The sequence below is a fragment of the Mycobacterium sp. 1245852.3 genome, assembly GCF_001669335.1.
Taxonomy (GTDB): domain Bacteria; phylum Actinomycetota; class Actinomycetes; order Mycobacteriales; family Mycobacteriaceae; genus Mycobacterium; species Mycobacterium europaeum_A.
On the sequence record NZ_LZLL01000283.1, the window covers coordinates 30,726 to 50,886 of the forward strand.

24 protein-coding genes are annotated in these 20,161 nt (G+C 68.8%); 14 read left to right on the forward strand and 10 right to left on the reverse strand.

What is annotated here, in order from left to right:
- Positions 1-18 precede the first annotated feature (18 nt).
- Both A9W96_RS12550 and A9W96_RS12555 read left to right on the forward strand, forming a co-directional pair.
- Positions 19-1,167 (forward strand): NAD(P)H-binding protein, encoded by a 1,149-nt coding sequence (locus tag A9W96_RS12550; RefSeq protein WP_066868723.1) that lies wholly within the window; start codon positions 19-21, stop codon positions 1,165-1,167.
- Positions 1,164-1,886: a CPBP family intramembrane glutamic endopeptidase gene (locus A9W96_RS12555; protein ID WP_066868721.1), complete on the forward strand. Its 723-nt coding sequence runs from the start codon at positions 1,164-1,166 to the stop codon at positions 1,884-1,886. The genes A9W96_RS12550 and A9W96_RS12555 overlap by 4 nt, the downstream gene beginning before the upstream one ends.
- On the opposite strand, the gene A9W96_RS12560 is transcribed toward A9W96_RS12555, so the two are convergent.
- On the reverse strand, positions 1,849-3,231 hold the full coding sequence (locus A9W96_RS12560; protein WP_067024780.1) for a DUF2867 domain-containing protein: 1,383 nt from the start codon (positions 3,229-3,231) through the stop codon (positions 1,849-1,851). The two genes, A9W96_RS12555 and A9W96_RS12560, sit on opposite strands and share 38 nt — an antisense overlap.
- Before the next feature lie 88 nt (positions 3,232-3,319).
- Positions 3,320-4,132, reverse strand: a complete 813-nt coding sequence (locus tag A9W96_RS12565) for an enoyl-CoA hydratase (protein WP_067024783.1) — start codon at positions 4,130-4,132, stop codon at positions 3,320-3,322.
- 113 nt (positions 4,133-4,245) lie between these two features.
- Between A9W96_RS12565 and A9W96_RS12570 the strand changes: the two genes are divergently transcribed.
- Both A9W96_RS12570 and A9W96_RS12575 read left to right on the forward strand, forming a co-directional pair.
- Entirely contained in the window at positions 4,246-5,328 is a 1,083-nt protein-coding gene (locus A9W96_RS12570; RefSeq protein WP_067140114.1) for a CaiB/BaiF CoA-transferase family protein, read from the forward strand.
- A gap of 49 nt (positions 5,329-5,377) precedes the next feature.
- A complete protein-coding gene (locus tag A9W96_RS12575) occupies positions 5,378-6,142 on the forward strand; it encodes a 3-hydroxyacyl-CoA dehydrogenase (RefSeq protein ID WP_066868713.1) in 765 nt (254 codons plus the stop codon).
- A gap of 140 nt (positions 6,143-6,282) precedes the next feature.
- Here the strand turns inward: A9W96_RS12575 and A9W96_RS33030 are convergent, their stop codons facing one another.
- Positions 6,283-6,405: a hypothetical protein gene (locus A9W96_RS33030; protein ID WP_156655929.1), complete on the reverse strand. Its 123-nt coding sequence runs from the start codon at positions 6,403-6,405 to the stop codon at positions 6,283-6,285.
- A 311-nt stretch (positions 6,406-6,716) separates the two neighbouring features.
- On the opposite strand from A9W96_RS33030, the gene A9W96_RS12580 reads away from it, so the two are divergent.
- Both A9W96_RS12580 and A9W96_RS12585 read left to right on the forward strand, forming a co-directional pair.
- Positions 6,717-9,062 carry an MMPL family transporter gene (locus tag A9W96_RS12580; RefSeq protein WP_067140117.1) on the forward strand — a complete coding sequence of 782 codons (2,346 nt, stop codon included), beginning with the start codon at positions 6,717-6,719 and terminating at the stop codon, positions 9,060-9,062.
- 65 nt (positions 9,063-9,127) lie between these two features.
- Positions 9,128-9,757 (forward strand): class I SAM-dependent methyltransferase, encoded by a 630-nt coding sequence (locus A9W96_RS12585; protein ID WP_066878635.1) that lies wholly within the window; start codon positions 9,128-9,130, stop codon positions 9,755-9,757.
- Positions 9,758-9,770: 13 nt separating this feature from the next.
- Here A9W96_RS12585 and A9W96_RS12590 read toward each other — a convergent pair whose 3' ends face one another.
- Positions 9,771-10,484: an NAD-dependent deacylase gene (locus tag A9W96_RS12590; protein WP_066878633.1), complete on the reverse strand. Its 714-nt coding sequence runs from the start codon at positions 10,482-10,484 to the stop codon at positions 9,771-9,773.
- Positions 10,485-10,521: 37 nt separating this feature from the next.
- Here A9W96_RS12590 and A9W96_RS12595 point away from each other — a divergent pair, with 37 nt between their 5' ends.
- Entirely contained in the window at positions 10,522-10,887 is a 366-nt protein-coding gene (locus A9W96_RS12595; RefSeq protein WP_066868705.1) for a GntR family transcriptional regulator, read from the forward strand.
- 46 nt (positions 10,888-10,933) lie between these two features.
- Here the strand turns inward: A9W96_RS12595 and A9W96_RS12600 are convergent, their stop codons facing one another.
- Positions 10,934-11,455, reverse strand: coding sequence for a DUF1697 domain-containing protein (locus A9W96_RS12600; protein WP_067140120.1), 522 nt, complete (start codon positions 11,453-11,455; stop codon positions 10,934-10,936).
- Positions 11,456-11,529: 74 nt separating this feature from the next.
- Here A9W96_RS12600 and A9W96_RS12605 point away from each other — a divergent pair, with 74 nt between their 5' ends.
- Together A9W96_RS12605 and A9W96_RS12610 are read left to right on the forward strand one after the other, a co-directional pair.
- On the forward strand, positions 11,530-11,973 hold the full coding sequence (locus A9W96_RS12605) for a PPOX class F420-dependent oxidoreductase (RefSeq protein WP_066868701.1): 444 nt from the start codon (positions 11,530-11,532) through the stop codon (positions 11,971-11,973).
- A 49-nt stretch (positions 11,974-12,022) separates the two neighbouring features.
- Positions 12,023-12,244 (forward strand): DUF5302 domain-containing protein, encoded by a 222-nt coding sequence (locus A9W96_RS12610; protein WP_066868699.1) that lies wholly within the window; start codon positions 12,023-12,025, stop codon positions 12,242-12,244.
- Positions 12,245-12,288: 44 nt separating this feature from the next.
- Here the strand turns inward: A9W96_RS12610 and A9W96_RS12615 are convergent, their stop codons facing one another.
- Complete coding sequence (locus A9W96_RS12615; RefSeq protein ID WP_067024797.1) at positions 12,289-12,816, reverse strand: nuclear transport factor 2 family protein; 528 nt, start codon at positions 12,814-12,816, stop codon at positions 12,289-12,291.
- A gap of 92 nt (positions 12,817-12,908) precedes the next feature.
- Here A9W96_RS12615 and A9W96_RS12620 point away from each other — a divergent pair, with 92 nt between their 5' ends.
- Positions 12,909-13,490, forward strand: a complete 582-nt coding sequence (locus A9W96_RS12620; protein WP_067024800.1) for an HhH-GPD-type base excision DNA repair protein — start codon at positions 12,909-12,911, stop codon at positions 13,488-13,490.
- A gap of 28 nt (positions 13,491-13,518) precedes the next feature.
- Positions 13,519-13,665 (forward strand): hypothetical protein, encoded by a 147-nt coding sequence (locus tag A9W96_RS12625; protein WP_003875447.1) that lies wholly within the window; start codon positions 13,519-13,521, stop codon positions 13,663-13,665.
- A 63-nt stretch (positions 13,666-13,728) separates the two neighbouring features.
- Here the strand turns inward: A9W96_RS12625 and A9W96_RS12630 are convergent, their stop codons facing one another.
- Positions 13,729-14,880 carry a hypothetical protein gene (locus A9W96_RS12630; protein ID WP_067140124.1) on the reverse strand — a complete coding sequence of 384 codons (1,152 nt, stop codon included), beginning with the start codon at positions 14,878-14,880 and terminating at the stop codon, positions 13,729-13,731.
- Positions 14,881-14,926: 46 nt separating this feature from the next.
- Positions 14,927-15,679 (reverse strand): hypothetical protein, encoded by a 753-nt coding sequence (locus A9W96_RS12635; protein WP_066868691.1) that lies wholly within the window; start codon positions 15,677-15,679, stop codon positions 14,927-14,929.
- A gap of 130 nt (positions 15,680-15,809) precedes the next feature.
- Between A9W96_RS12635 and A9W96_RS12640 the strand changes: the two genes are divergently transcribed.
- The gene (locus tag A9W96_RS12640; RefSeq protein ID WP_067140136.1) at positions 15,810-17,186 is read left to right on the forward strand and encodes a mannosyltransferase; all 1,377 of its coding nucleotides are present in this window, start codon (positions 15,810-15,812) and stop codon (positions 17,184-17,186) included.
- Here A9W96_RS12640 and A9W96_RS12645 read toward each other — a convergent pair.
- Together A9W96_RS12645 and A9W96_RS12650 are read right to left on the reverse strand one after the other, a co-directional pair.
- Positions 17,183-17,467, reverse strand: coding sequence for a 4a-hydroxytetrahydrobiopterin dehydratase (locus A9W96_RS12645; RefSeq protein ID WP_066868689.1), 285 nt, complete (start codon positions 17,465-17,467; stop codon positions 17,183-17,185). The two genes, A9W96_RS12640 and A9W96_RS12645, sit on opposite strands and share 4 nt — an antisense overlap.
- 68 nt (positions 17,468-17,535) lie before the next feature.
- Positions 17,536-18,312 carry a DivIVA domain-containing protein gene (locus tag A9W96_RS12650; protein WP_066868687.1) on the reverse strand — a complete coding sequence of 259 codons (777 nt, stop codon included), beginning with the start codon at positions 18,310-18,312 and terminating at the stop codon, positions 17,536-17,538.
- Positions 18,313-18,600: 288 nt separating this feature from the next.
- Here A9W96_RS12650 and A9W96_RS12655 point away from each other — a divergent pair, with 288 nt between their 5' ends.
- Positions 18,601-18,993 carry a (deoxy)nucleoside triphosphate pyrophosphohydrolase gene (locus A9W96_RS12655; RefSeq protein ID WP_066868685.1) on the forward strand — a complete coding sequence of 131 codons (393 nt, stop codon included), beginning with the start codon at positions 18,601-18,603 and terminating at the stop codon, positions 18,991-18,993.
- A gap of 460 nt (positions 18,994-19,453) precedes the next feature.
- Positions 19,454-20,161 (forward strand): molybdopterin-dependent oxidoreductase (locus A9W96_RS12660; protein ID WP_156765215.1); only part of this gene is annotated, 708 nt, incomplete at its 3' end.

A 20,161-nucleotide genomic window follows, 5' to 3' on the forward strand; every position in this document is an offset into this window, starting at 1 on the left:
TCCGGTTAGGGTCGGGGTATGCGGGCTCTGGTCACCGGTGCCACCGGTTATGTGGGATCACGCCTGGTCACCGCGCTGCTGGCCGATCAGCATCAGGTGGCGGCCGCGACTCGAAACCCGGCGCGGCTCAAGCGCTTCGGCTGGTTCGACGACGTCACGCCGGTGAAACTGGATGCCGCCGACCCTGCGTCGCTGGCGTCGGCGTTCGCCGGCTGCGGGCCCGTCGACGTGGCGTATTACCTGGTGCACGCGATCGGTCAGCCGGGTTTTCGCGATGCGGACAAAACCGCGGCGGCGAATTTCGCGGCGGCGGCTCGCGACGCCGGGCTGCGGCGCATCGTCTACCTGGGCGGCTTCGTGCCCGCCGACGAAGACCTGTCCGAGCACTTGACCAGCCGGGCCGAGGTGGCCGAGGCGCTCACCCTCCCGGACGGCCCCGAGCTGGTGTGGCTGGGCGCGGCGATCATCATCGGCGCCGGCTCGACGTCGTTCGAGATGATGCGCTACGTCGGCGACCGGTTCCCGCTGATCCCCATCCCGAGCTGGATGGACAACCCGATTGACCCCATCTCCATCCGCGACGTGCTGCACTACCTCGTCGCCGCGGCCGACCGGGACCTGGTGCCCGCCGGGGCATACGACATCGCCGGCCCCGAGACCACGTCCTACCGCGACCTGCTCAAGGCGTACGCGCGCGTCTCCGGGCGCTGGCACACCGGACTGCCGGTCGGCAGGATCGATACCACCTTGGCGTCGCTGATCACCGGCGTCGCGCTGCCGGTGCCGCACGGGCTGGCGGGGGATCTGGTCGAATCGCTGGACCACCCGATGGTGGCCTCCGCCAGCGGCCTGCGCGATCGGGTTCCCGACCCGCCCGGCGGCCTGCTGGGCATCGACGAATCCATGGCCCTGGCCCTGGCCGGCCAGTACAAGCACCGGCCGCGTCCGGTCAATGCGCTGGCCGACCCGCACCACCTCGCCAACACCGATCCCGCCTGGGCGGGTGGCGACGCGCTGCGCATCCGCCGACTCGCCCGTCGGGTCACCCCATCCGTCGTGCGGCCGACCCTGGGGCTGGTGAACAGGGTCCCCGGCCCGGTGGCCGGAGCGGTGCGCACCGGCCTCGACCTCCTGATTGCCCTGACCCCGAAGGTGCGTCCCGCATGAGCCAGTCGACGAGCCCGTACCACACCGACGTCCTCACCGAGGTCCGGCGTGCGATCACCAATGTGGCTGTGCCACATAATGAATCGCCCGGGGTGGTGCGGCGCCGGCGGGTCATCGTGGCCATCACGGTGGTCATCGGGGCCGGCGTGCTCGGGTTCTCGTTGCGGCGCCATCCGGGGGATGCAAGCTTTTACTGGCTGACGCTGGTGCTGGCGGCGGTGTGGACCGCGGGAGCGTTGGTCTCCGGCCCGCTGCATCTGGGCGGCATCTGCTGGCGGGGCCGAAACCAGCGGCCGGTCATCACCGGCACCGGGGTCGGCCTGCTGGTGGGTGGGGCGTTCATCGTAGGCGGGCTGATCGTTCGGCAGATCACTCCCGTGGCGGAGTTGATCACCCGGGTACTGCTCTACGCCCACCACGGGTGGTATCCGGTGATCGTGGCGATCACGCTGATCAACGGCGTCGCGGAGGAAGTCTTCTTTCGCGGGGCGCTCTACACCGCACTGGGCCGATATCACCCCGTGGTGATCTCGACCGTCCTCTATACGTGCGCGACGCTGGCCAGCGGCAACCCGATGCTCGGCTTCGCCGCGATCATCTTGGGAACGGTGTGCGCGTTCGAGCGCCGGGCCACCGGGGGCGTCCTGGCCCCGATGCTCACCCATTTGGTGTGGGGGCTGATCATGGTTCTCGTGCTGCCCCCGATGTTCGGTGTCTGACCTCGCTACCCGCGGACGCGACGACGTCGCGGGCAAAAGCGCGCGTCGCGGTGGAATGGGCGGGCCGAACGCACAGCCAGTACACCCGCCCGGGCAGGCCCCTGGGCAAAAAAGTAGATCGCTGGGTATAACGGGCGCCGCGGCCGTCTTGGCCGGTGATCGCAATCTCGAGCCACTCGCGTCCCGGAGCTCGCTTGGTGGAGCGCAGCCGCAGCAGGGTGCCCGCCGTGCGCTCCTCGACCTGCCAGTCGGCGGCGCGCGAGTTCACGACGTCCTCCACCGCCGACCAGAGCGCGCCCGGGTCGGCGGCGGTCGTGGCGGTTCGAACATCGGTGTAGACGATCTCGCCTGCCCAGTTCGGGTCCGTCGGCAGCGGGTCGGCCGGCTCGGACCGCAGCGACGACCAGGACGCATCGGGCAGGCCACGGCTGGCGCGGTGCAGCGCCAGCTCGACCGCGCGACGGTAACCCGTTAGCCCGCCCGGCGGCGGCGCGATGACGCCGTCGATGTCCGAATTGCGCATCACCGCATCGCATTCCAGCGATTCGACCAGCGGTCGCGCCAGCCCGGACGGAATCGGGGTCACGGTGCCCACCCAGAGGCTGGCGATCGTCGGGGTCAGGAACGGCAGCACGAACAGGTAGCGCCTGCCCAGCCCCGCGACCTCGGCGTAGACCCGCATCATGTCGCCGTATTCCAGCACGTCGGGGCCGCCGATATCCCAGGTGCGCGACGTCGGGACCGGGGCGGTCGCCGCGGCGGCCAGGTAGTACAGCACGTCGCGCACCGCGATCGGCTGGATCTTGTTGTGCACCCATTTCGGCGTGGTCATCACCGGTAACCGGTCGGTGAGGTGCCTGATCATCTCGAACGACGCCGACCCTGAGCCGATGACCACCCCGGCCTGCAACACGACGGTCTCGATGCCAGAGTCGATCAGCACGTCCCCGACCGCCTTGCGCGACGCGAGATGCGGTGAGAGATCACTCTTTTCGGGATGCAGCCCGCTCAGGTACACCACGCGCCGCACCCCGGCGCGCCGCGCGGCCGTCACGACGTTGCCGGCGGCGCGGGTTTCCTCGGCGGCGAAATCCTTGGAGCTGCCCATCGAATGGACGAGGTAGTACACCACGTCGATGCCGTCGAACGCGGCGGTCAGTGAATCGACGTCAGCGAGGTCCCCGCGCGCGACCTCCGCCTGTTGTCGCCACGGCACCTGCGCCAGCTTGTCGGGGTTGCGCGCCAGCGCACGGACGCGATGCCCCTCGTCCAGCAGCCGGGGCACCAGGCGCCCGCCGATGTAGCCGGTCGCTCCGGTCACCAGGCACCGCACCTGTTCGGGCATCGATCCTCCGTCGTTCGTCAGCGAGTCTGACGGGGAGGATTACCGCATCGCCGGGGGATTAAGCGTTGCGGTCGATCAGCGCCACAACTTAGCGGTCGGTGAAGTTGGCGGCGCGCCGCTGCTGGAAGGCCGTTGCGCCCTCGACGAAGTCGGGGGATTTCAGCAGCACCGACTGCCCGTCGAACTCGCGCTGCAGGGCCGGGTCCAACTGGGTCAGCGTGGCCGCGTTGATGGCCAGCTTGGTCTTGGCGAAGGCCACCGCCGGACCACCCAGCAGCCGGGCGATGACCTTGTCCACCTCGGCGTCGAAATCGCCGGCCGGATAGACCGCGGTGACCAGCCCCCACGACAACGCCTCGGCGGCCGTCAACCGTTCCGGAAGCAGCGCCATCTGCATGGCCCGGATGCGGCCGATCGCGGCCGCCACCAACGCCGACGCTCCGCCGTCGGGCATCAACCCGATCTTGGTGAAGGCGAGCATGAAAAAGGCGCTCTCCGAAGCCAATACGACGTCACAGGCCAGGGCGATGGAGACGCCGACGCCCGCCGCGGGTCCCTGAACGACGGCGACCACCGGGTGTGGCAGCGCGGTGATCGCGCGCACCAGCCGGTTGATCTCGAGGATGATCTCGTCCGGCGGGACGCCGCCGCCGTCGGAGACGTCTTCGGCGCTGATGCCCGCACCGGAGCTGAAGCCGCGTCCGGCGCCACCGATGCGCACCACCTTGACCTCGGGGTCGGTGGCCGCGTGCTCCAACGCGTCCGCGATGCCGGTGATCACCGGAATGGTCAGCGAGTTCAGGCTGTCGGGCCGGTTGATGGTCACCGACAACACGCCGTCGGACAGCGTGACGTCAAGGCCTGCGACGGGGGCGAGGGTGGCAATCGCGGATGAAGGCATGGGCTCACCATAAGTGACCGGGGTGCGCGGCCCTCCGGCACGGCTGCGAAGATGTCGAACGACCGGTTGTTTGGTAGCGAACGGCGTCAGAGCGGACGAAAGGTCGGTGGATCGTGGCTGGACCGTTGAAGGGACTGCGTGTTGTCGAGCTGGCCGGCATCGGCCCCGGCCCACACGCCGCGATGATCCTGGGGGACCTGGGCGCCGACGTGGTGCGCATCGACCGTCCCTCGTCGGGTCCCGGGGGCGTGGCGAAGGACGCCATGATGCGCAACCGGCGGGTGGTGACCGCCGACCTGAAATCCGACGAAGGCCGCGAGCGCGTCCTCAAGCTGATCGCCAAGGCCGACGTGCTAATCGAGGGGTACCGCCCGGGCGTCACCGAGCGGCTCGGCCTGGGCCCCGACGACTGCGCGAAGGTCAACGATCGGCTGGTGTACGCCCGGATGACCGGCTGGGGCCAGACCGGCCCGCGCAGCCAGCAGGCGGGTCACGACATCAACTACATCTCGCTGAACGGCATCCTGCACTCCATCGGCCGGGCCAACGAACGGCCGGTCCCGCCGCTGAACCTGGTCGGTGACTTCGGCGGCGGTTCGATGTTCTTGCTGCTCGGCATCCTGTCCGCGCTGTGGGAACGCCAGACCTCGGGCAAGGGACAGGTCGTCGACGCCGCGATGGTCGACGGCTCCAGCGTGCTGGTCCAGATGATGTGGCAGATGCGGGCCTCGGGCATGTGGACCGACGCGCGCGGCACCAACCTGCTCGACGGCGGCGCACCCTATTACGACACCTACGAGTGCGCCGACGGTCGCTACGTCGCGGTCGGCGCCATCGAGCCGCAGTTCTACGCCGCCATGCTGACCGGCCTCGGCCTGGACGGCGCCGACCTGCCCGGGCAGAACGACGTCGGCCGCTGGCCCGAACTGCGGGCCGCGCTGACCGAGAAGTTCGCCAGTCAGGACCGCGACCACTGGGCCAAGGTGTTCGCCGACTCCGACGCGTGCGTGACACCGGTGCTGGCCTTCGGTGAGGTGCAGACCGAGCCGCACATCACCGAGCGGAACACCTTCTACGAGGTGAACGGCGGCCTGCAGCCGCTGCCGGCGCCGCGGTTCTCCCGCACCGTGCCGGAGACACCGCGACCCGCGGCGCCGGTGACCGACGCCGAAGCGGTACTCAACGACTGGGTATAGTCCCAACCAACCAGTTGGCTGGAATCCAGGGAATCAGGGAAGGACTCGAATGGAGATCAAAGACGCCGTCGCCGTCGTCACCGGGGGAGCGTCGGGCCTGGGCCTGGCCACCACCAAGCGGCTGCTCGACCGCGGTGCCCAGGTGGTGGTCATCGACCTGCGCGGCGAAGAAGCGGTCCGAGAGCTGGGGGAGCGCGCGCGCTTCGTCGAGGCCGACGTCACCGATGAGGCCGCCGTCGGCAAGGCGCTGGACGCCGCCGAATCGATGGGCACGCTGCGGATCAACGTCAACTGCGCCGGCATCGGCAACGCCATCAAGACGCTGTCGAAGGACGGGCCGTTCCCGCTGGACGGGTTCAAGAAGGTGGTCGGGGTCAACCTGATCGGCACCTTTAACGTGCTGCGCCTCGCCGCCGAGCGCATCGCCAAGTCCGAGCCCGTCGGTCCCGAAGCAAGCCCGGAGCGTGGCGTCATCATCAACACCGCGTCGGTCGCCGCGTTCGAAGGCCAGATCGGCCAGGCCGCCTACTCGGCGTCCAAGGGCGGCGTGGTCGGGATGACCCTGCCGATCGCGCGCGACCTGTCCCGCGAGCTCATCCGCGTGGTGACGATCGCGCCGGGGCTGTTCAAGACTCCGCTGCTGGGCTCGCTGCCCGAGGAGGCGCAGAAGTCGCTGGGCAAGCAGGTGCCCCACCCTGCCCGGCTGGGTGACCCGGACGAGTACGGCGCGCTGGCCGTCCACATCGTGGAGAACCCGATGCTCAACGGCGAAGTCATCCGCCTGGACGGCGCCATTCGCATGGCGCCCCGCTGAGCCGCATCCCGTTCAGCAAGACGAAAGCCCCCCGCATCGGCGGGGGGCTTTCATTACCAGGCGCAATGATTACTTACGGAACCATCGACTGACGTTGGGTTCGGCCATCAATAGGCGGGCGAGCATGCTCATGGTCGGCCTCAGCTCGCGGCTTGCAGTTCGTCGAACTGCTCCGAGGTCTCGCCTTCCACCAGGACGTCGCCGTGGTAGAGGGCATCGAAGTCAACTTTGATGACGTCGGCACTTGTGTCGTCGATCCACATGACACTGAGCGTATGGGCCACCATTAAGGAATCTTTGAGTCACGATTCGGAAAATCTTGGCAATTTACCGGCGGGTAGGTTGACCGGCGGCTGCGCCACGATTTGGCCCGTGAGCTGCTTAGTTACGGCACATTTTTCTGGCCGGACTCTTACTGTCGGCGCGGTTTAAAACGCGGCATTGAACGGTTCAGCCGGTCGCTTCCGTGTTTAGGGCAGAACACTGTTTGACGCGTGGAAATTAGCGTTTGTTACGTTGTCGCCGGTAAGCCAGCGGCCAGCGCAACGGGGCACCGGCAGCGGAAGGGCTCGAAATGCTGCAGAAGATCGCCCGAGTCGCCATCAGGGCGCCCCGCCGCATCCTCGCGATCGGCGTCCTGGTCTTCATCGCCGCCGCGATCTTCGGCGTCCCCGTCGCCAAGAGCCTGTCGCCGGGCGGTTTCCAGGACCCCGACTCCGAGTCGGCCCACGCCATCGGCGTGTTGAGCGACAAATTCGGCCAGAGCGGCCAGCAGGTGCTGATCCTGGTGACCGCCCCGGGCGGCAGCGATAGCGAGCAGGCCCGCAAGGTGGGCACCGACCTCGTCGACCAGCTGCAACGGTCCCCGCTGGTCTACAACGTCTCCTCGCCGTGGACCGCCCCGCCCCAGGCCGCGGCCGACCTGATGAGCCGCGACGGCAAGTCCGGGCTCGTCGTCGTCAACCTCAAAGGCGGCGAGAACTACGCGCAGAGCAACGCCCAGACCCTGGCCGACCAATACATCCACGACCGCGACGGCGTCACCGTCCGCGCCGGCGGCGCGGCGATGCAGTACGCGCAGATCAACACGCAGAACCAGGCCGACTTGCTGGTCATGGAGATGATCGCGCTGCCGCTGAGCTTCCTGGTGCTGATCTGGGTGTTCGGCGGGCTGCTGGCCGCGGCGTTACCGATGGCGCTGGGCGCGTTGGCCGTCGTCGGTTCGATGTCGGTGCTGCGCCTCATAACCTTCAACACCGAAGTGTCGATCTTCGCCCTCAACCTGAGCACCGCCCTTGGCCTGGCCCTGGCGATCGACTACACCCTGCTGATCATCAGCCGCTACCGCGACGAATTGGCCGAGGGCCACGACCGGGAGCAAGCGCTCATCCGGACCATGGCCACCTCCGGGCGCACCGTGCTGTTCTCCGCGGTCACCGTGGCGTTGTCGATGTCGGCGACGGTGGCGTTCCCGATGTACTTCCTCAAGTCGTTCGCCTACGCCGGCGTGGCGACCGTCGCCTTCGTCGCGGCCGCCTCGATCGTGCTCACCCCGGCCGCGATCGTGCTGTTGGGCCCGCGGCTGGACGCGTTCGACGTGCGCCGGTTCTTGCGGCGAACGCTGCTCAAAAAGAAGCGCCCGGATGCGGTGCACAAGCCCGTCGAGCAACTGTTCTGGTACCGGTCCACCAAGTTCGTGATGCGCCGCTGGGCCCCGATCGGGCTGACCGTCGTCGCGCTGCTGTTGCTGCTCGGATACCCGTTCTTGCGTGTGACCTGGGGTTTCCCCGATGACCGGGTGCTGCCGCAGTCGGCGTCGGCGCATCAGGTCGGTGATCGGCTGCGCAACGACTTCGCGCACGACTCGGCGACTTCGGTGCCCGTCGTCATCCCCGACGCCATCGGCCTGAACCCGACGGACCTCGACTCCTATGCCGCCGCCCTGTCCCGGGTCGCCGACGTGTCGTCGGTGTCCGCCCCCGGCGGCACCTTCGCCGCGGGCAACCGGGTGGGACCGCCGGCCGGGCCCACCGGGCTGGCCGGCGGCAGCGCCTTTCTGACCGTCAGCAGCACCGCGCCGCTGTTCTCGACGGCGAACGACGCCCAACTCCGGCGGCTGCACGAGGTGCCCAGACCCGGGGGCCGATCCGTCGAGATGGGCGGGGTGGCACAGGTCAACCGTGACAGCGTCGACGCCGTGACCGACCGGCTGCCGCTGGTGCTCGGGCTGATGGCGGCGATCACCTTTGTGTTGCTGTTTCTGCTCACCGGCAGCGTGCTGCTGCCGGCCAAGGCGCTGGCCTGCAACTTCCTGTCGTTGACGGCGGCGTTCGGCGCGCTGGTGTGGATCTTCCAGGACGGCCATCTCGGCGCGCTCGGCACCACGCCCAGCGGGACGCTGGTGGCCAACATGCCGGTGCTGCTGTTCTGCATCGCCTTCGGGCTGTCCATGGACTACGAGGTCTTCCTGCTCTCCCGGATCCGCGAATACTGGCTGGCGTCCGGCGCCGCCCGGCCGGCGAGGCCGACCGCGAAACAGGCCCACGCCGCCAACGACGAAAGCGTGGCGCTCGGCGTCGCCCGCACCGGCCGGGTGATCACCGCGGCCGCGTTGGTGATGTCGATGTCCTTCGCCGCCCTGATCGCGGCGCACGTCTCGTTCATGCGGATGTTCGGCCTCGGCCTGACGCTCGCGGTGTTCGCCGACGCCACCCTGGTGCGGATGGTGGTCGTGCCGGCCTTCATGCACGTGATGGGCCGGTGGAATTGGTGGGCGCCCAGGCCCCTAGCGTGGCTGCACGACCGGTTCGGCATCAGCGAGGGAGCGGCCGCCGAAACCGGGGATCATCTCGGGCCGGTGCCGGATCGCGTCGAGCTCCCGGCGCCGGTGGTTGCCGAGCCGGTACCCAATATCGGTTAACGCCGACCGTCGGGTCGTGGGGAACCTATTGTGGGGCGCAAGCGAGTCGGAAGGTTCACAACGGTATGACAACGGTGGTCGACAACCCCTTCTTCGCGCGGGTCTGGCCGGTCGTCGCCACCCATGAAGCCGAGGCGATCCGGGCGATGCGTCGGGAAAATCTGGCCGGCCTGTCGGGTCGCGTGCTCGAAGTCGGCGCGGGCATCGGCACCAACTTTCCGCACTACCCGGACTCGGTCGACGAGGTGATCGCGGTGGAACCCGAACCGCGGCTGGCCGCGCAGGCCCGCGCCGCGGCGCAGGCCGTTCCCCTCCGCGTCATCGTCACCGGCGAGACGGTCGAGGCGTTCAGCGGCGCCGAGCCGTTCGACGCGGTGGTGTGCTCGCTGGTGTTGTGCTCGGTCCGCGATCCCGAAAGCGTTCTGCGGAGGCTGTTTTCGCTGTTGCGGCCGGGCGGGGAGCTGCGCTATCTGGAGCACATCGCCAGTGCCGGTGCGCGGGGCCGCTTTCAGCGTTTCGTCGATGCGACGGTGTGGCCGCGGCTGTTCGGCAACTGCCACACCCATCGGGACACCGAGCGCTCGATCGTCGAGGCGGGCTTCGAAGTCGACACGTCGCGGCGGGAGTTCACGTTGCCGGCCTGGGCGCCGATGCCGGTCTCGGAGTTACTGCTCGGCCGCGCGCGCCGCCCCTGACCGGCCGGCCCGATCAGTTCAACAGGGCCGGTAGCCGCTGCAACAACCCGGGCAGCGCCTGGCTGGCCGTCTCGCGCATGCTGATCGTCACGCTGCCCGACAGCGGAGTGACCTCGGGATTGACCTCGATGACGGCGGTGCCGCGCGACAGCGCCAACTCGGCCAGCCCGGCCGCCGGATACACGATCGCCGAGGTGCCGACCACCACCATCACGTCGGCGGCCTCGGTCGCCTCCACCGCGCGCCGCCACGGCTCGTCGGGCAACTGTTCGCCGAACCACACGATGTCGGGTCTGATCAGGCCGCCGCAGCGGCACACCGGGGGTTCCACCTCCAGCGCCGGTTCGGTCATCGCGGGCAGCGCCCCGGAGTAGGCCATACCGCAACTCGCGCAACGGAATTCGAACAGACTGCCGTGTAGGTGATGCACCGACCGGCTGCCCGCGCGCTCGTGCAGGTCGTCGACGTTCTGGGTGATGACGCTGACCTGGGCGTCGTCCTGCCAGGCGGCGATGGCTCGATGACCCGCGTTCGGTTGGACATCGGCGACCAGATAGTGGCGCCACAGATACCAGCCCCATACCCGCTGCGGATTGTCGCGCCAGCCCTGCGTGCTGGATAGCTCGTAAGGGTCGAAGCGGGCCCACAATCCGTTCTGGTCATCGCGAAAGGTCGGCACACCGCTCTCCGCGGAGATTCCCGCGCCGCTGAGCACCGCTACTCGCATCCCACCAAGATAGCCGGGGGTGGGGGATACTGAACGGGTGGAGCTCGGTGACTGGTTGAAGGTCGACATGAAGGCGGGAAAGCCGTTGTTCGACCAGCTGCGCACGCAGGTCATCGAGGGAGTTCGGGAGGGCGCGTTGCCGCCCGGCACGCGCCTGCCCACGGTGCGCGATCTGGCCGGCCAGCTCGGCGTCGCCGTCAACACCGTGGCGCGCGCCTACCGCGAGCTGGAAACCTCCGCCATCATCGAAACCCGGGGCCGCTTCGGCACTTTCATCGCGCGCTACGACCCGACCGACGCCGCGATGGCGGCCGCGGCCCGCGAATACGTCCGCGTCGCACGCGGACTGGGGTTGGACAAAGCCGACGCGGTGCGCTACATCGAAGCGGTGCCCGACGAGTAAGGCGAGCGTCGAAAGACCTTGTCGCACAGGCGCTTTAGCTCACGTCTCAGCGCAACACCTTGTCCAGCGTACGCAGGTTGCGTGTCGTGGTCGACGACTTGTACCGCGGCTTACCCATCGTCTTGCCGATGGTGCTGTCCAGCGTGGCGCCCTTGGGGACCTGCCAATAGATCACGCCGTCACCGCGGCTGATCTTCTCGTCGGCACCCGCCTTGTCGGCCAGCGCGGCGAGCTCGTCGAGCATTGTCTTATCGGCGACGAACGTGACGTAGGACTGGTAGCCGTCGACCTCGCGCTCGAACGGATAGGCGTCGACCAGGGCGCGCACCGTGTCGACGTCATAGGCCAGCACCCACGCGTCGTAGCCGAACCGGTCCCGCAACGCGGCCTCGGCCTTCTTGCGCACCGACGCCACCCCGGCGGTCGACTCCAGCAGCACGTTGCCGGTGGCCAGGATGGTCCGGACCTGGGTGAACCCGGCGTCGGTCAGAGCCGCCGCCACCTCGGCCATCTTGAGGTTGACGCCCCCGACGTTGACGCCACGCAGGAACGCCGCGTACTTGGTCATGCCCCGATTCCACCAGGTCGGCCGCGCAACGATAATCCCGGGCCGCGCGTCCCGCTGCGACGTAGGCTTTCGTCATGGGACGCCAAGTCTTCGACGACAAATTGCTGGCCTTGATCAGTGGACACTCCCTCGGGGTACTGGCCACCATCAAGCGCGACGGGCGGCCGCAGCTGTCGAACGTGAGCTATCACTTCGACCCGCGCAACGTGGTGATCCAGGTGTCGATCACCGAGCCACGCGCCAAGACCCGCAACCTGCGTCGGGACCCACGGGCCTCGATCCTGGTCGACGCCGACGACGGCTGGTCGTATGCCGTCGCCGAGGGCACCGCCGAGTTGACGCCGCCGGCGGCCGCACCCGACGACGACACCGTGGAGGCGCTGATTGCGTTGTACCGCAACATCGCCGGTGAGCACCCGGACTGGGACGAATACCGGCAAGCCATGGTCACCGACCGGCGGGTGTTGCTGACGCTGCCGATCTCGCATGTCTATGGCATGCCGCCGGGCATGCGCTAGCCGCGCCGCCCGCCCAACCGTTTCGGCACACCCGGGCTAGGCTCCCCCTATGGCCGCATCGAATGCCCCGCAAGGTTCAAAGCCGTCGGAGTCGTCGGGGGCCGGGTCGCCCGGGTCGGACGACGACACCAAGCGCAAATTCCGTGAAGCCCTGGACCGCAAGATGGCGAAATCCGCGAGCGGCTCCGATCACAAGGACGGCGCCGGCAAGCAAACGCGCGCGCACGGCGCCGTGGGCAACCGCCGGGAATTTCGCCGCAAGAGCGGCTGACGACCCCGTGCCGCGGCGGCCGGTTTCCCTTGCCGGGTTCAGCCTTAAGGCGCGGTGAACAGGCCGACCGACGGGTCGGCTTGGCCGGGTTGGCCGCGCAGGCTTCCCCGGGTGCTGGGGTGGGCGAAGTTCACTTGGGACGGGTCGTTCTGGTAGGCCCAATCCGCCACGATGGTGCGTTGACTGAACTTCCAGCGGCCCTCGTGCCTGGCGTAGCTGTCCAGGTACCGGCCGCCGATGATGACGTCGATGTTGCGTTCGGGGCCGGCGAAGGTGTGGAACACCAGGCAGTAGATCTCGCCGCGGGCCGTGTCGCCGTCCACCACGAAGTTCGTCGTGGTGATGTTGTGTTGCGAGACAAGCACATACGGTTCGGCCGCTTGCAGTTGCGCGATGAACTGCTCGACGCCGCCGTCGGAAAACGAGCCGTGCGAGTCCGTCGCGTCGGGGTGATACAGGCCGCGAAGGGCGGCGTAGTCGGCGCGGTCGACCGCTCGGCAATAAGCGGTGACGAGCTGATGCAGTTCGTCGCGGGCCAGCATCAGTGCCAACTTGGCCTCATCCACCACCACGCCACGATAACGCGGTGATCGGCGGTGAGTAATCTTGCGACCAATAGCGTCCGCGGTCCCAGGGTGCCTGCGCGAAAGGAAGATCGTTGACGGTGAATCTCTGCCTCGCTCAGGATCCCGAGGCCGACAGGCTGCTGGACGAGAGCCCGTTGGCGTTGCTCATCGGGATGGTTCTGGATCAGCAGGTTCCCTTCGAGACGGCATTCGCCGGACCGAAGAAGATCGCCGAGCGGATGGGCAGCTTCCCGGATCTTTCGGCCGCCGAAATCGCGGACTACGACCCGGACAAGTTCGCCGCGTTGTGCTCGCAAACCCCTGCGATACACCGCTTTCCGGGGTCGATGGCCAAGCGCATCCAGGCGCTGGCCCAGATCATCGTGGACCGCTACGACGGCGACGCGGCCGGATTGTGGACGGCCGGTGACCCCGACGGGAGCGAGCTGCTGCGGCGGATCAAGGGGTTGCCGGGATTCGGGGACGTGAAGGCCAAGATCTTCTTGGCCCTGCTGGGCAAGCAGTACGGCGTGACGCCGAAGGGCTGGCGCGCCGCGGCGGGGGACTTCGGCCGGGCGGGTTCGCACATCTCCGTCGCCGATATCGTCGATGCAAAGTCGATGGGAAAAGTGCGCGCGTACAAAAAGCAAATGAAAGCGGCAGCCAAAGCGGCGAAGTAGCAGGTCCACAGAAGGGAAGGGCGACAACGTGAAGACACACATAACGTGTCCGTGCGGCGAAGCCATCGTCGGCAAGGACGAGGACGAACTGGTCGAATTGACCCAGGCGCACCTCGCCAGCGTTCATCCTGGCCTCGAGTACGACCGCGACGCCATCCTGTTCATGGCGTACTGACGAGAACGCGCGTGCCCCCCGGTCGGGACACGCGCGTTCAAGGCGGTGCGGCGGTGTGGTCTGCTACGGCACCACCGTCGAGCCGATCGTGGGCATGAACTGGCACTGCTTTTCCTTGGTGGTGACCTGCCCGAAGATCGTCGACATGATGCTGCCCGAACCGGTGTCGGCGATCGCGCTCAGCGTCGTCGGCCCCTCCGGGTTGATATCCGGACGCGGCTTGAGTGCGACGGTCCCCGACTTGCCGGTGGTCAGGTTCACCCAGGTGACGTTCAGCGGCAGCTTCTGCACCTCGGCCGGTCCGGGGGTGCCGACCGCGGTGAACACGTAGGCGGTCTGGCCGGGCCCGGGGCCGGGGAGCGGAATCTTGGCCGGCCCCGCGACCGACAGCGCGGTCGCGATGGCGCTCGTGCCGTCCGCCAGGCAGTTGGTGCCGATGGACGGGTACATGAAGTCCTGCGTGGGCGGCGTGTCAGCGCCGAACCCCGGAGCCGCCGCCGCGGGAGCGGCGTCCGGTGCGGGCGCGGGCGCCGGTGCCGGCGCCGGGGCGGCTTCCGGTGCGGCCGGGGCCGCGGGTGGTGCCGCGGCCGGGGCCGGTGGCGCCGGGATGGGTGCCGCGACGGGCACGTTGGCCGGTTGGGCGGGCGCGGGTGCGGCGGGTGCCGCCGCCGGCGCGGGACCGGCCGCATGGGCCGGATCGATGCCGGCCGGCAGGTGCGCCTCGGGTGCCGGAGCGGCCGCGGGTGCCGGCGCGGGCGCCGGAGCCGCGGCGGGTGCCGGTGCGGCGGGTGCCGCCTCGGGGACTGGGCCGGCCGCGTGCGCCGGGTCGATGCCGGCCGGCAGGTGAGCCTGCAGACCGGGCTCTACCCCCGCCGCGGGCACGTGTTGCACCGGCGCGCTCGGTTCGGCGACGAATTGATTGACCGCCGCCGCAACGTTTTTCGACTCGTTGGGCGTGCTCGGGTTGTGGGCGAAGGCTTGTGCCGCGGCCATCAGCAGCTGTGTCGCCTGCTGCGGGTCGGTGGCCGCTTGTTGGATGAGGGGGCTCAGCTGCGACAGGGCAGGCAGACCCGGCAGCCCTTGGGCCGCATTCGGTTGCGGTATCGGCTGCGGCGCCGCCGGGTCGGCTGTCGCGCTCGGGCAGAGCCCGAACGCGACAGCCGATGCCGTGACGACAGCGGCCAAACCTTTGGACAGATTCCAAGTGGTTGCCACGGTGTCCTCCGGTTGTCAGTAGTGGTTTAGCCGGTTACGGAACTGATCAGGGCAGGGCGGCCAGCAGCGGCGCTGCCGGTCCGGCGGGGCTGGCCGCCGGTGCCGCCGGTGCCGCGGGTGCGGCCGGGGCCTGTCCCGAGGCGAGCGCCGGCAGGTCCTGCGGGAGCGTCACTTTCGGAGGCACGCTGACCGGCAGGCCGGCCGGCATCGCCGGCATGTTGACCTGCGCCTGCGGAAGCTGCGGAGCCGGCGGAGTGGCCGGTGCCGCGGGTGCCGACAGACCCGGGATCGTCGGGAGGCCCGGGATCGACGGGGCGGCCGGAGCGGCGGGACCCGCAGCCGCCGGCTGCGCACCCGTCAGGCCCTGGATCATCCCCGGAATGCCACCGGTCGCCGAAGACGGCGCGGCGGGCGTCGCCGACTGCGCCAGCCCCGGAAGGAAGGGGTTGGCCGCCGGTGAAGGCACCTGGGCGGCGGGGCTGGTCGGCGAGGTCAGTCCGGGAATCGACGGAAGACCCGCCGCCGGAGCCGCCGGCGTTGCCGGCGGGGTGGCCGCCGGGACACCCGGGAAGCTGATACCCGGGGTGGCCGGAGCCGCCGGCGGCGTGGCGCCGAGTGCGGTCGCGAGGTTCTGCAGGATTTGCGGTGCGTTGGCCGCAGAACTGATCAGCTGCTGCGGAATGTTCGGCACGGCCGGGGCCGGCACCGGATCGGCGTGGGCGATACCGCCCGTCAATAGCGCTGCGGACGAACCGACCACGACGGCGGCTGCACGCATGTAAGTCCAGATGGTTGGCATGACTCTCCCTGATTGATCGATTACAGGTTCGGCGCTGAAGTTACTTTGATGCAGATGGGACTCAAGTGACACGTGTGGCATTTATGAACTCGTTACGGATACGAGTGAGACCGGTGACCGAATGCGCGGAATGCGCGCTCCTAGGGGTGATGTGCGGCCCGACGGCGCCGCGCCGCCCGTCGTGCTCGCTAAAGTCGGGCGGATAGACACCACCTCGGCCGCTCCGGCGGCACCCCATCCGCAGCGGTTGGCAAGTCTGCTTGCCGCGGCCGCGCCGATGCTGCTCATCGCGAGCATCGCCGCGCGGCTGGCCTGGACGTACCTGGCCCCCAACGGCGCGAACTTCGTCGACCTGCACGTGTACCTCGGCGGATCCGCCGCCATCGACCACCCCGGCAGCCTGTACAGCTACGTCTACGCCGACCAGACGCCGGACTTCCCGCTGCCGTTCACCTACCCGCCGTTCGCGGCCGTCGTCTTCTACCCGCTACACCTGTTGCCGTTCGGCCTGGCCGCCTTCCTGTGGCAGATCGCCACCATGGCGGCGCTGTACGGCGCGATCCGGCTCAGCCAGCGCCTGATCGGCGTGGCGGCCGGCGCCACCGGCCGGCGTGTCGCGATGTTGTGGACGGCGGTCGCCATCTGGATCGAGCCGCTGCGCAGCACGTTCGACTACGGACAGGTCAACGTGCTGCTGATGACCGCGGTGCTGTGGGCGGTGTGCAGCACGCGGTGGTGGCTGTCGGGGTCGTTGGTCGGCGTGGCGGCCGGAATCAAGTTGACCCCCGCGATCTCCGGCGTCTATCTGGTCGGCGCGCGCCGGTGGGGTGCCGCGGTGTTCTCGGCGGTCGTTTTCGTTGCGACCATTGGGATTTCGGTCCTGGTCGTCGGCGATCAGACGCGCTACTACTTCACCGACCTGCTGGGCGACGCCCACCGGGTGGGTCCCATCGCGACGTCGTTCAATCAGTCCTGGCGCGGGGGCATTTCGCGGATCCTGGGCCACGACGTGGGATTCGGCCCGCTGCTGGTGGCCGCCCTTGCCGTCACCGCGGTGCTGGCCGTCCTGGCCTGGCGCGCCCTGGATCCCGCCGATCGGCTGGGCAGGCTCTTGGTGGTCGAGCTGTTCGGGCTGCTGCTCTCACCGATCTCCTGGACCCATCACTGGGTGTGGCTGGTGCCCCTGATGATCTGGGCGATCCACGGCCCGGTGCGCGAGCAACCGGGAGCGCGCATCGTGGGCTGGGGCTGGCTGGCCCTCACGGTGGTCGGCGTCCCCTGGTTGCTGAGTTTCGCCCAACCGACGATCTGGCAGATAAGCCGCCCGTGGTATCTGGCCTGGGCCGGGTTGATCTACATCGTCGGCGCGGTGGCGACGCTGATCTGGATCGCGACCACCCGTGCGCCGCGCCGCGGGGACTGCGCCGAGCGTCACGCCGGTGAGACGGCCGACGGCGCGCGTCCGGCCGGCGTGAGCGCCGACGCAGGCGAGGGCCGCATTGACTAGCTGTCGACGATGCCGTTGATGTCGCGGGCCATGTCGATGTCGTTTTGGGTGATGCCGCCCTCGGAGTGCGTGACAAGCGCGAAAGTGACTGTCCGCCAACGAATGTCGATGTCCGGGTGATGGTCCTTGCTCTCGGCGTGCTCGCCCACCCGGCGGACGGCGTCGATGCCGGCCAGGAAACTCGGAAATTTGATCGAGCGGCGCAGGGCGCCGTCGGCGCGCTCCCATCCATCCAGTTCGGGCAGCGCGGCGTCCACTTGCTCGTCCGTTAACACGGCCATAGGGGACTCGTCCTCTCGGATAGCGGGTTGATCGAGGGGCGGCTTGACCTCCCCGCGAAGGTGGTCGCCTACGAGGCTACGGCGGGAGTGCCCGGTGCTGGGTTCTTCTGGTCCAGCGCCACCACGACGCCCGCCGCCGGCAGGCTCTGTCGTTGCTGGTAGGCGGACTCCAGGCTGGCGGGAACCCCCTGGAGGTCGCGGGCGACGCCCATCAGCTCTTCCAGAATCATGATCCGTTGCTGATTCGCCTCGTCCATCGCCCGATGCGCTCGCTCGTCGAATTCGTGAGCTTTCTGCTTCGCGTCGGCGAGCAGCTGCTCACGGTCCTGCTGGGCTTGCTGCCACGCCTCGTCGATCAACGACTGGGCTTCGGCCCGCATCCCGGCGAGGTCGGCGTCGAGCTTTTTCCTGGTCTCCTCGCATTCGGCTTCGAGCGCTTTTCGCTGCGCGGCCATGTGCTCCAACAACTCTCGATGTTCTTGGCGCGCGGCCTCGACCTCGCCCGCCGCATCCGCGAGCAGGGCATCCGCCTCGGCGCGGGCCTCGGCCTGCATCCGGGAGACCTCGTCGAGGGCGCGCCGCAGCAGCTTCGCCATCCGATGTTGCATCGCGTAGGGCGTCGGTGACGTGTCCGACAGGGCGGCGACCTCATCCTTGAGGCAGGCGACCTCGATCCGCAGCGCGGCCGCTTCGTTGCTGGATTCGTCTCGTTGGGACCGCAGGTTCAGGACTTCGTCGATCAGCAACTTCTCCTTGGCGAGCAGCGCCTCGATGTAGGGGTCGACCAGAGCCGGGTCATAGCCCCGAAAGATTCGAGTGAACGACTTGGTGGGTGCGGTGATCATTGCCAACTCCCCTCATTGGAAGTGCCTGTAGTGGTCGTGACCGACTAGGGTCGAGTATTCCACGGCTGCGCCCAAACCGTAAGAGAGCCGTTGTGTCCCAAGGGAATTCGACGGCGTTGTCGGCCCGAATGGCTGTCCCCGCGCCATTTTGCCGCCGAGGCCGCATGGCCGTTGCCGCGAGGGTGGCACGGCGTCCGCCATCGCATGCGGTCCCGAACCCGTCCGGATCCCAACGGCGGTCCCGAGCGGTGGGCGCGTCACAACGGGCGCCGTATACCGTGACTGGCCATGCCGACCCAGATCGTCGTCGCCGGCGCCCTCATCCGCGACGCCAAGGTCTTGGTGGCACAACGCGTCCGTCCGCCGGAGCTGGCCGGCCGTTGGGAGCTGCCCGGCGGCAAGGTCGGGCCCGGCGAAACGGAGCGCGACGCGCTGGCCCGCGAGTTGGCCGAGGAATTGGGTCTTGGGGTGCGCGACGTCGCGGTGGGCGGCCGGCTCGGCGACGACATCGTGGTCGACGGCGGGTTCACGCTGCGCGCCTACCGCGTGCGCCTGGTCCGGGGCGAACCCGACGCGCGCGACCATCGGGCGGTGCGCTGGATCACCGCCGCTGAGCTGCACGATCTGGACTGGGTGCCGGCCGATCGCGGCTGGCTGGCGGACCTGAACGCAGCTCTCTAGGAGCTACCTCATAACAGGTCCACAGAGTTCCGGCAGCTTATGTACAGCCGCGTGGCAGGTCCTCGCAGTGAACTGAATAGAACAATATGACTTGTAGTAACGACGCCACACGAAGCTGCCCTGGATGTGCGTGCCGATAGCGAGCCGAATGCTTGTTCAGACCGTGCGGTCGCGGCCCCGGTGCTCCGACGGCCGGCATTGCGCTGCCCGAAAACCACTGCTCATGACGCCTTTTTCGAACGATCGCCCGCGGGCGGCGAACCGGATTTCACCCCCGACCCAGACCTATGCTGGTGCTGTATCGCCGCCCAGCCCGCGGGCCCGCCATGCCGAGCGCTGAGCCGATCCGAGCTGGTGCGGGCGGGCGGATCCGTGGGCTGACTGCCAAACACGACGCACCTGGGGTCGAACGCACGGCCCGGCGACGAGGCGCGACGCTACCGAATCGGAGGAGTACTTCTTGACTGTCACACCTCACATCGGCGGAGTGCTCGAGGAACTCCTGGAGCGCAGCGGAAGGTTCTTCACCCCCGGCGAGATCTCGGCCGACCTGCGCACGATCACCCGGGAGGGCGGTCGTGAAGCCGACGTGTTCTACCGCGACCGGTGGAGCCACGACAAGGTGGTTCGCTCGACGCACGGGGTGAACTGCACCGGATCGTGCTCGTGGAAGATCTACGTCAAGGACGGGATCATCACCTGGGAGACCCAGCAGACCGACTACCCGTCGGTGGGCCCGGACCGGCCCGAGTACGAGCCGCGCGGCTGTCCCCGTGGCGCGTCGTTCTCGTGGTACAGCTACTCGCCCACCCGGGTGCGCTACCCCTACGCCCGCGGCGTGCTGATCGAGATGTACCGCGAGGCCAAGGCGCGCCTGGGCGACCCGGTGCTGGCCTGGGCCGACATCCAGGCCGATCCCGAACGACGTCGTCGCTACCAGCGGGCCCGCGGGAAGGGCGGCCTGGTTCGGGTCACCTGGGCCGAGGCCACCGAGCTGATCGCCGCCGCCCACGTGCACACCATCAAGACCTATGGACCGGATCGGGTCGCCGGATTCTCTCCGATTCCGGCGATGTCGATGGTGTCCTACACCGCGGGCTCGCGGTTCTTCGAGCTGATCGGCGCGCCCATGACGTCGTTCTACGACTGGTATGCCGACCTGCCGGTC

Excerpts from the sequence above, each read along its gene's own strand:
- A9W96_RS12610 (WP_066868699.1), top strand. The coding sequence starts at position 12,023 with ATGGCCGCATCGAATGCCCCGCAAGGTTCAAAGCCGTCGGAGTCGTCG.
- A9W96_RS12555 (WP_066868721.1), top strand. The coding sequence starts at position 1,164 with ATGAGCCAGTCGACGAGCCCGTACCACACCGACGTCCTCACCGAGGTC.
- A9W96_RS12580 (WP_067140117.1), top strand. The coding sequence starts at position 6,717 with ATGCTGCAGAAGATCGCCCGAGTCGCCATCAGGGCGCCCCGCCGCATC.
- A9W96_RS12585 (WP_066878635.1), top strand. The coding sequence starts at position 9,128 with ATGACAACGGTGGTCGACAACCCCTTCTTCGCGCGGGTCTGGCCGGTC.
- A9W96_RS12605 (WP_066868701.1), top strand. The coding sequence starts at position 11,530 with ATGGGACGCCAAGTCTTCGACGACAAATTGCTGGCCTTGATCAGTGGA.
- A9W96_RS12560 (WP_067024780.1), bottom strand. The coding sequence starts at position 3,231 with ATGCCCGAACAGGTGCGGTGCCTGGTGACCGGAGCGACCGGCTACATC.
- A9W96_RS12655 (WP_066868685.1), top strand. The coding sequence starts at position 18,601 with ATGCCGACCCAGATCGTCGTCGCCGGCGCCCTCATCCGCGACGCCAAG.
- A9W96_RS12640 (WP_067140136.1), top strand. The coding sequence starts at position 15,810 with ATGCGCGCTCCTAGGGGTGATGTGCGGCCCGACGGCGCCGCGCCGCCC.
- A9W96_RS12550 (WP_066868723.1), top strand. The coding sequence starts at position 19 with ATGCGGGCTCTGGTCACCGGTGCCACCGGTTATGTGGGATCACGCCTG.
- A9W96_RS33030 (WP_156655929.1), bottom strand. The coding sequence starts at position 6,405 with ATGTGGATCGACGACACAAGTGCCGACGTCATCAAAGTTGACTTCGAT.
- A9W96_RS12650 (WP_066868687.1), bottom strand. The coding sequence starts at position 18,312 with ATGATCACCGCACCCACCAAGTCGTTCACTCGAATCTTTCGGGGCTAT.
- A9W96_RS12600 (WP_067140120.1), bottom strand. The coding sequence starts at position 11,455 with ATGACCAAGTACGCGGCGTTCCTGCGTGGCGTCAACGTCGGGGGCGTC.
- A9W96_RS12565 (WP_067024783.1), bottom strand. The coding sequence starts at position 4,132 with ATGCCTTCATCCGCGATTGCCACCCTCGCCCCCGTCGCAGGCCTTGAC.
- A9W96_RS12590 (WP_066878633.1), bottom strand. The coding sequence starts at position 10,484 with ATGCGAGTAGCGGTGCTCAGCGGCGCGGGAATCTCCGCGGAGAGCGGT.
- A9W96_RS12635 (WP_066868691.1), bottom strand. The coding sequence starts at position 15,679 with ATGCCAACCATCTGGACTTACATGCGTGCAGCCGCCGTCGTGGTCGGT.
- A9W96_RS12575 (WP_066868713.1), top strand. The coding sequence starts at position 5,378 with ATGGAGATCAAAGACGCCGTCGCCGTCGTCACCGGGGGAGCGTCGGGC.
- A9W96_RS12645 (WP_066868689.1), bottom strand. The coding sequence starts at position 17,467 with ATGGCCGTGTTAACGGACGAGCAAGTGGACGCCGCGCTGCCCGAACTG.